Source organism: Longimicrobium sp., assembly GCF_036280135.1.
Lineage (GTDB): Bacteria > Gemmatimonadota > Gemmatimonadetes > Longimicrobiales > Longimicrobiaceae > Longimicrobium.
In genome coordinates, this window is the sequence record NZ_DASURI010000237.1 from 1 (window position 1) to 7,825 (window position 7,825).

At 72.2% G+C, this 7,825-nt stretch carries 8 protein-coding genes; 4 read left to right on the forward strand and 4 right to left on the reverse strand.

What is annotated here, in order from left to right; all coding sequences use genetic code 11:
* On the reverse strand, positions 1–352 hold a 352-nt coding region (locus VFZ20_RS07325; protein ID WP_329683193.1), incomplete at its 3' end, for a hypothetical protein.
* Positions 353–532: 180 nt separating this feature from the next.
* On the opposite strand from VFZ20_RS07325, the gene VFZ20_RS07330 reads away from it, so the two are divergent.
* Positions 533–1,375 (forward strand): hypothetical protein, encoded by an 843-nt coding sequence (locus VFZ20_RS07330; RefSeq protein WP_329683194.1) that lies wholly within the window; start codon positions 533–535, stop codon positions 1,373–1,375.
* 411 nt (positions 1,376–1,786) lie between these two features.
* Here the strand turns inward: VFZ20_RS07330 and VFZ20_RS07335 are convergent, their stop codons facing one another.
* The 3 genes from VFZ20_RS07335 to VFZ20_RS07345 form a co-directional block, all read right to left on the reverse strand.
* Positions 1,787–3,199: a copper resistance CopC/CopD family protein gene (locus tag VFZ20_RS07335; protein WP_329683195.1), complete on the reverse strand. Its 1,413-nt coding sequence runs from the start codon at positions 3,197–3,199 to the stop codon at positions 1,787–1,789.
* 13 nt (positions 3,200–3,212) lie between these two features.
* Positions 3,213–4,808, reverse strand: coding sequence for a hypothetical protein (locus tag VFZ20_RS07340; RefSeq protein WP_329683196.1), 1,596 nt, complete (start codon positions 4,806–4,808; stop codon positions 3,213–3,215).
* Between the two features lie 61 nt (positions 4,809–4,869).
* Complete coding sequence (locus VFZ20_RS07345; RefSeq protein WP_329683197.1) at positions 4,870–5,247, reverse strand: hypothetical protein; 378 nt, start codon at positions 5,245–5,247, stop codon at positions 4,870–4,872.
* 117 nt (positions 5,248–5,364) lie between these two features.
* Between VFZ20_RS07345 and VFZ20_RS07350 the strand changes: the two genes are divergently transcribed.
* From VFZ20_RS07350 to VFZ20_RS07360, 3 genes are all read left to right on the forward strand, one after another.
* Positions 5,365–5,838 carry a hypothetical protein gene (locus VFZ20_RS07350; protein ID WP_329683198.1) on the forward strand — a complete coding sequence of 158 codons (474 nt, stop codon included), beginning with the start codon at positions 5,365–5,367 and terminating at the stop codon, positions 5,836–5,838.
* A 194-nt stretch (positions 5,839–6,032) separates the two neighbouring features.
* Complete coding sequence (locus VFZ20_RS07355) at positions 6,033–6,938, forward strand: hypothetical protein (protein ID WP_329683199.1); 906 nt, start codon at positions 6,033–6,035, stop codon at positions 6,936–6,938.
* 112 nt (positions 6,939–7,050) lie between these two features.
* Entirely contained in the window at positions 7,051–7,800 is a 750-nt protein-coding gene (locus tag VFZ20_RS07360) for a metallophosphoesterase (RefSeq protein ID WP_329683200.1), read from the forward strand.
* Positions 7,801–7,825: the final 25 nt, after the last annotated feature.

A 7,825-nucleotide genomic window follows, 5' to 3' on the forward strand; every position in this document is an offset into this window, starting at 1 on the left:
GGGCGGACGGCGCCGGCGCGCACAGGCCGGCCAGCGCGGGATCGGCCGCGAGCGCGGGGAGCAGACAGGTGATCCGCAGGTCCGCGCGGATCTCGATGCCCACGCGCACGTCGCGGTACGTCACGCCGGGCTCCACGGGATCGGGCAGGTTCACCCGCTCCGTCACGATCACGCTGTCGGCGCAGCCCAGCGCGCGCACGGACGTCCGCGGCTGCGTGTTGAAGCGCACCTCGCGGGCCGTGGCCGTGGCGCGGATCAGCACGTCGGGCAGGCTGTCCGCCGCGGCGGGGGCGACGGGCAGCAGGGCGCACGCGTCCTGCGCCGCCACGGGTGCGGCGGCGAGAACCAGCATCGCCGCGATCAGCCATCTACCCGGTGCCATCATCCGCGTCTGGTAAAGGAATCCGCTCCGCCGGGGCCTGGGCGCGGTCAAGTTCCATGCCCGGCGTTCCGTCCGCAAACGGCAGCCTTTTTGCACGCGGCGCCCCGGCCATCGGGCAAACGGATGCAACCGGCACAGGGGAGACGCGGGATGCGCAAGGGATGGGGGTGGATGGCGCTGGCGGCGATGGTCGCCCTTCCGGCGGCGGCCGCGGCGCAGCAGACGGCCGTGGCCGAGTGCCAGCCGGGAACGGGCGCCGCGGCACGCACACCGGGCGCGGGGCCGCAGGGCATCCTGCGCGAGTACGACGTGGTGGTGGACGTGCCGGACCTGTGCGTGGAGCGCATCCGCCTGAACGTCGCCAACCTGGACGCGCGGCTGTCGCTCAACGCCCGCGTGGCCAACTTGGTGCGCGTGACCGCCGGCGCGGACGTGCACCTGGGCGAGCTGGACCTCACCACCCAGGGCGTGCGCGCGCAGGCGCTGCTGCTGGTGGACCTGGACAACGTGGTGTACGCGGTGGACCGGGCGCTCACGTTCCTCGACGAGAATCCGCAGATCGTCAGCCAGCTCACGGGCACGGTCAACAACGCGCTGGGCACGGTGGGCGGCGTGGCCAACCAGGCGCTGCGCCCCGGCGGCGTGGCGGACCAGGCCGTGGGCACCGTGGGGCAGACGCTGAACAACGTGACGGCGCCCGGGGGCGTGCTGTCGCAGACGGTGAACACGCTGGGGCAGACGGTGCAGCGCACGGTGGACCAGACGGGCAACATCGTGGAGCGCACGCTGAACACGGCGGGCGGCGTGGTGGGCACGCGCACGGTGGGCCGGCTGCTGGACCTGCCCGTGCTGCGCCAGAGCACCAACGCCGCCGGCCAGTCCGTGCGCCAGGTGCGCGACGAGACCGGCGCCGTCATTGAGTACATCCTGGACGAGGACGGGCAGATCGTCCGCAGCCGCATGCTCAGCCAGGCCGGCGGGCAGCGGCAGTAGGCGTGCTGGAGGGCGGACGGGAGGACGAGCGGAGGAGACGGAAGGGCGAGGCAGAGGGGGATGCAGGGAACGGAGAGTGGGCGGAGTCCGCGTCGCTGCGCGACGCAGGGCCCTCTCCCCCGACCGCCTTTTTGCTCGTTCCTCGCAACGGCAGTCGACCCCTCCCCCAACTTCGGGGGAGGGGTTTTCGTTGGGCTGGCTTATCTGCGTGGAGTCGAGCTCGTGCGGGGGCTGGGTTCTCCCCCTCCCCCGCGAAGCGGGGGCAGGGGGCCGGGGGGAGGGGGCCCTCCGCGGGCGAGACACACTCCGCCCAATCCGCGAGATCCCAGCGCCCCACGGCGGGTTGCTCCCGGCGCGAGCCATCCAACCCGCGCCGAAGTCCTCCCCTGCCGTCTCCCCTGAACCGCCCTGCTACGGCGTCGGCAGGGCGACGAGGATGGCGGTCACCAACAGCACGAGCACCGCCAGCCCCAGCTCCGCGCGGGCCGAGCGGCGCAGGCGCGCCACGCCGGGCTCGGCCTCCATCCCGGGCAGCACCTTCTTCCAGTTGTACCATCCCAGCGCCGCCACGCCCATCAGCAGCAGCAGCTTGACCAGCAGCGTGCGGCCGTAGCTGGTGGCCCACAGGTCCGCCGGGGCCGTGATCTGAAACAGCGCGTTCACCACGCCGGTCAGCCCCACCGTGGCGGCGCCGGCCAGCGCCAGCGGCGAAAAGCCGCGCACCATCGACAGCACGGCGCCGTCCGCCTCCGCGCCCAGGCTCAGCGCGGCGGGGATGCCGACGGCCAGCACGGCCATCAGCGTCCCCATCCACACGCCGGCGCCCAGCACGTGCAGCGTGTCGCTGGCGATGGCGATGGCATTCAGCCGCGTGACGGAGGCCGCGTGGCCGCTCAGCGCGGGGACGGCGGACAGGAGGATGGCGCCCACGCCGGCCCCCATCCACCCCGCCGCCTTGCCGTACGGCGCCCGCGCCACGAACAGCCCCAGCACGAACGCCAGCGTGGCGATGGCCTGCAGCACCCACGCGAGGCCCCAGCCCGTCTGCGTCAGCAGCAGGTTCAGCCGCTGGCCGCTCCACGCGTCCGCGCCCAGGGCGGCCGCCTGCATGAGCAGGCGCAGCATGAGCGTGGCCACGGAGAGGGCGGCGGCGCCCAGGGCCACGAACCACGCGGCGCTCTCCGCCCGCGCGGCCACGGCGCGGTGCGCCGGCTCGCGGTCCAGCCGCGGCAGCACGCCGTAGCGGAACGTGACGACGCCGATCATCCCCAGCAGCGCCGCGAACCACGCCCAGCGCACCGCCACGGCCTGCGGCGACTCGGCCCCGCTCACCTCGCGGCCCTCCATCTCGTGCTGCGCGGGGGGCGCGGAATCCGCCGCCAGCACGGGGCCGGCCGCGACGGGCGGCGCGGCCGTGTCCACGGGGGGCGGGGGCGGCCCGTCCACGACGAAGCGGAAGGTGCCTTCCAGCACGTGGCCGTCGCCGCCCACCGTCTTCCAGCGCGCCTCGTACGCGCCCGGAGTCAGCGCGTCTGGCAGCGCCAGCAGGTACTCGCGGCCCTCCGTCTCGGGGACCACCTGCGTCCGGCCGACGGGGATGGCCGCGCCGTCGCGAAAGAGGGTGATGGACGTGAGCTCGCTCTCCACGCCGCGGCTGAAGTGCACGCGCACCTCGCGCACGTCCTGGACGGTGTCGCCGTCCGCCGGGGCGGTGCGGTCGACCTTGGTGTGCGCGGCGGCAACGGACGGCAGCAGCGCGCACGCCACGGCCGCCGCGAGCAACAGCGCGCGGCGGCCGGGAAGGATGATGGTCAGCAGCTTCAACGGCATTCGGTCTTCAGTGGCCGTGCACCCCCGTGGCGGAGGCGGGCCGGTGGTTCGATGACATGTCGTCCAGCACGCCGTAGCTCCCCATCCGCATGGGCCCGCCGGAGCCCAGGAAGATGCGGAACCCGGCCGTCAGGCTCCAGAAGGACGTCTGCCCAAAGAGCGCCTCGGGATCCACGTCCCCCCGCTCGCGCCACGCGCGGTTGTGCTGCGCCTCCACGAACGGGCTGGCGCCCAGCGGAAACCCGCTCAGCTGCAGGCCGTACCCCGCGGAGGTGATCAGCCAGCGCGTGGAGCCGATGGCGTGCGCGTCGTGGTCGTAGCGAAAAAAGCCGTCCTCGCCCGCCTCGCGCTCGTACTCCGGCCGCGTGGACAGCTCCACGCGCAGGTACGGGCGATGACGGCCGATGCCGGCCATCGTCTCGCCCAGGACCGCGTAGTACCCCCGCTCGTCGCCCTCGGGCTCGCTGCGCGACGCCTCCACCAAGCCGTACAGCGTGCCCCAGCGGTGCGCGCCCGCGTGGCGAACGTAGCCGTTGACGAGGGCCGTGCGCGCCTTTTCCTCGTGGTGCGTCTCCGCCACGCTGCCGTACGAGGCGCTGACCTCCCACGGCGCGCCCGTCCCCGTGCCGCCAAAGCGGCGGATGAGCCGCGCGGACCACGAGTCGCCAAAGCTCTCGACGTTGCTGAAGTCGTACGGACCGTCCGGCTCCTGCCCGCCAAAGAGGCCGGCTTCCACACTCCAGGCACCCCGCAGGTAGACAACGTTGGCCGTCCACCGCTCCAGGATCTGCGAAAGGTGGTGGTTCGTGGGATATTTCGCCACCGGTCGCGACATGGGATCGTCCGTTCCGTACGGCGCGAAGCCCTTGCCGGCCGAGACGGACAGCGATCCGCCCGCCGCGCTCCACAGGTTGGCGCTCAGCATGGCCTCGTGCAGCAGCGTGTGCGGATGCCGCCGGTCGATGAACCCCTCGCCCCACCCACCGAACGTGAGCTCGCCGTCCGGCTGCGTGAGCGCCTCGAAGTTCAGCGTCGTGCGCAGGACGACGCGCTGCCCCGGGCTCGCCACGTTCAGCATGAGCGCGGGCTGCGTGAGGTAGGGCTCCGTCTCGCGCAGGGGCGAGCCGTCGTCCGCCAGCCCGGCCGTGAGGATGGGATAGGCCTGCGCCATCCCCATCACGCTCCATCCGCCGCCCAGCTCCCGCATGGCCATGCTGTGCGCGCCCGGCACGCCCTCCGCCCGCGCGTGTCCGCCCTGCGCTCCGTGCCCCGCGTGATCGGCGGACGCGGGCTGCATGGATCGAATCTGCGCGTGCTCCCCGTGCTGCATCGACGAATGGGCGGAATCACCATGCATCTGCCGGTGATGCGCGGAATCCGTCCGCATCATCCGGTGATCCGAGGAATCGGCGTGCATCATCCGGTGATGCACCGTATCCGCCTGCATCGGCTGGGGATGCGCGGGAGCGTGCCGCGTGTGCTGACGCGTGGAATCGGCACGCGCTGTATCGACCGCGGCGCCGTGCTGGTGCTGCTGCGCGGCGAGCGAGCCCTGCACCGCGAACCCCGACAACAGGGCCGCGGCGATGATCACCCTCTTCATCTCCGTGTGTCTCCTCTCCAGTTGCAACTGCGCCGGACCCAGGTGCGGGCCGGCGTCGATGTCACGAACGGAGGTCGACTCGTGGAGGGGGTGGCTCGGTGGACAGCGAGGGAGAGGTGTACGCGCCCCGGTCCGCGCCCGGGCCGTGCGCCGCCTGCGCGAACGCGGCGGCGGGCTGGGCCAGGACGGGCGGCGCGGTGGCGGCCCCGCAGGAGGTGAGCATGCCGCACCCGGTGGATGCGTGCTGCGCGGGGCCGTGATGATGCGGATTGTCATCGCCGGCGGGCACCGGCGCGGTGTGCCCGTGATGGTGCGCGTGGGCATCCGCGTGCACGTCGGACGCGCCCCCCGGCCGGGCGGCCAGGTGGCACTCCGCGGCCGCCGCCTGTGACCAGGCGAAGCAGACCAGCAGCAGGAGCGTCGTCAGCGTGCGCATCATGGGCAAGAATATACCCCCATGGGGTATGCTTGGCAACCGCGCCCCCTCGCGCGGCGCGCACCTGCGTCGCATCTTTCACGCCGGATGGGCGCGAGTAACCGTAATCGGGAGAACGAGATGGCGGCGGAGCAGGTCGCGGGCGAGCGATTGGTGTCGGACCGGATCTTTGGCGCCGTTGGCGTCGTGCTGGTTTTGCTGGGCCTGTTCTTCTGGGTCCGCAGCTTTGCGGAAGGCGGCTCCGACACGGGCGCGGGCCCCGCGGCGGCGGCCGTCCCCACGCTGTCCATCGTGAGCCCGGCCGCGGGCGCGGAGGTGGCGCAGCCGGCCGTCGTGGAGTTCGATGCGGGCGCGCCGCTCACGCTGGGCCCCACGGGGTGGACGGCGGCGGGGCGGCACCTGCACCTGTTCGTGGGCGGCACGGAGCTGATGGCGGCGTCCACGGAGCTGCGTCCGGTGAGCGGCACGCGCTACCGTTGGACGCTCCCCGCCCTCCCCGCGGGCGAGACGACCCTGCGCCTGGCCTGGTCCGACGAGAACCACCGCACCATCCCCGACGGCGCCTCCACGCCCGTCACCGTGCGCCTGCGGTAGAAAAACCGAACTGCATTCTCACGCAGAGCCGCAGAGGACGCAGAGTACTTCATCTCGTGACGAAGCTCCTCCGCGCCTCTGCGGCCCTGCGTGAGAAATCGGTTTCGTTGACCGGAACGATGCGCAGACCTACGTTCCGGATCCAGCCGTTTCCGCCGCGTTCGACATTCCCTTCCTTCTCCGGAGCCCGCCGGATGATCCCATCCAACTTTCGCCCCCTCTCGTTCGGCGAGGTGCTGGACGGCGCGTTCACGCTGTACCGGCGCAACTTTCGGCTCTTCGTGAGCACCAGCTTTCTGCTGATGCTGGGCCTGGTGATCGGCGCGGCCGTCGTGGGCGGGCTGGGGGCCTTTCTCATGGCCGTCATGCCCGGCTTCATGGCCGTGCTCGTGGGGCTGGTGGTGGCAATCGCCGTCGCGGGCGGCGTCACCATGCTGTGGAGCACGCTCACCTGGCAGGCCGCGCAGTCGTACGCGGGCAAGTCCGTGTCGCTGCCCGACAGCGTGGCCGCCGCCGTCGCCGCCGCCATGACGCTGGTGGGGGCCGGGACCCTGGCCGCGCTCGCCTTCGTGGCGACCATGATCGCCGTGTGGCTGGCGGCCGCGGCCGTGATGTACATCCTCGCCAGCCTGGGCGTGGGCTGGATCACGGTGATGGGCGGGCTGATGGTGTTCCTGGGCGCGTCCGCCGTCGTCTTCCTGGTGGGGGCGATGTTCTTTGGCGTGCTGCCGGCCGTGATGGTGGAGGACAAGGGGCCCATGGAGGCCATCTCGCGCTCGATGGAGCTGGCGCGTGGCGCCCTGCCCCGCATCGCCGGGATCCTGTTCGTGACGTTCGTCATCGTCTGGCTGCCGTCCATCGCCATCGGGGTGCTCTCCGGCGGGCTGCAGGAGGCGTTCAACCCCGACGCGGCGCAGGCGGCCGTGTCGGCGAGCCCCGTGAGCATGATCCTGGAGCAGCTGCTGGCGTGGACGGTGATCGTCCTGACCATGCCCTTTCTCCCCGCCGTGCTGGTGATGCTGTACTACGACCGCCGCGTGCGCACCGAGGCGCTGGACGTGCAGATCCTCACCGAGCAGCTGGGGCTGGCCGGCGCCTGATCCGCCGCCAAGACCTGCGGAACGGGCACGGCCGGATGGGCGGCCGTGCCCGTTTTCGCGTCCACCGCGGGGGCGGATTCGCATAAGTGCCGTCGCGCGTTATCTTTCCCGCATGAAGATCCACGTCCTGAGCGACCTGCACACGGAGTTCGCGCCGTTTCACCCGCCGGAGACCGACGCGGACGTCGTGGTGCTGGCCGGCGACACGGCCACGGGTTTGGACGGCATGCAGCTGGCGCGCGACTGGTTCCCGGAGCGGCCCGTGCTGTACGTGGCCGGCAACCACGAGTTCTACCGCAAGTCCACGCCCCGCCTGCAGCGCCGGCTGGCCGAGGCGGGGCGCGCGTGGGGCATTCACTACCTGGAGAACACCGAGGTGGTGATCGGGGGCGTGCGGTTCCTGGGCTGCACGCTGTGGACGGACTTTGAGCTGTTCGGGGAGCGGCAGGTGTCGATGGCCGCCGCGCAGGCCGTGATGAACGACTTTCGGCTGATCCGCGTGGACCCGGAGTACCGCCGCTTTCGCCCGGCGGACGCGCGGGTGAGCCACCTGATCAGCCTGGACTGGCTGGTGCGCACGCTGGAGACGCCGTTCGACGGGCCCACGGTGGTGGTCACGCACCACGCGCCCAGCCTGCGCTCCGTCAATCCGCCGTACCGCGACCACCCGGCCACGCCCGCGTACGCCAGCGACCTGGAGTGGCTGCTGGACGGCCGCGCGGCGATGTGGATCCACGGCCACACGCACGTGTGCCTGGACTACGAGCTGGGCGGCACGCGGGTGGTGAGCAACCAGCGCGGCTACGCCGAGGAGGACCCGGTCGACGGCTTCGATCCCGCCTACGTGGTCGAGCTGGGATAAAAGAAAACAAAAACTGCATTCTCAC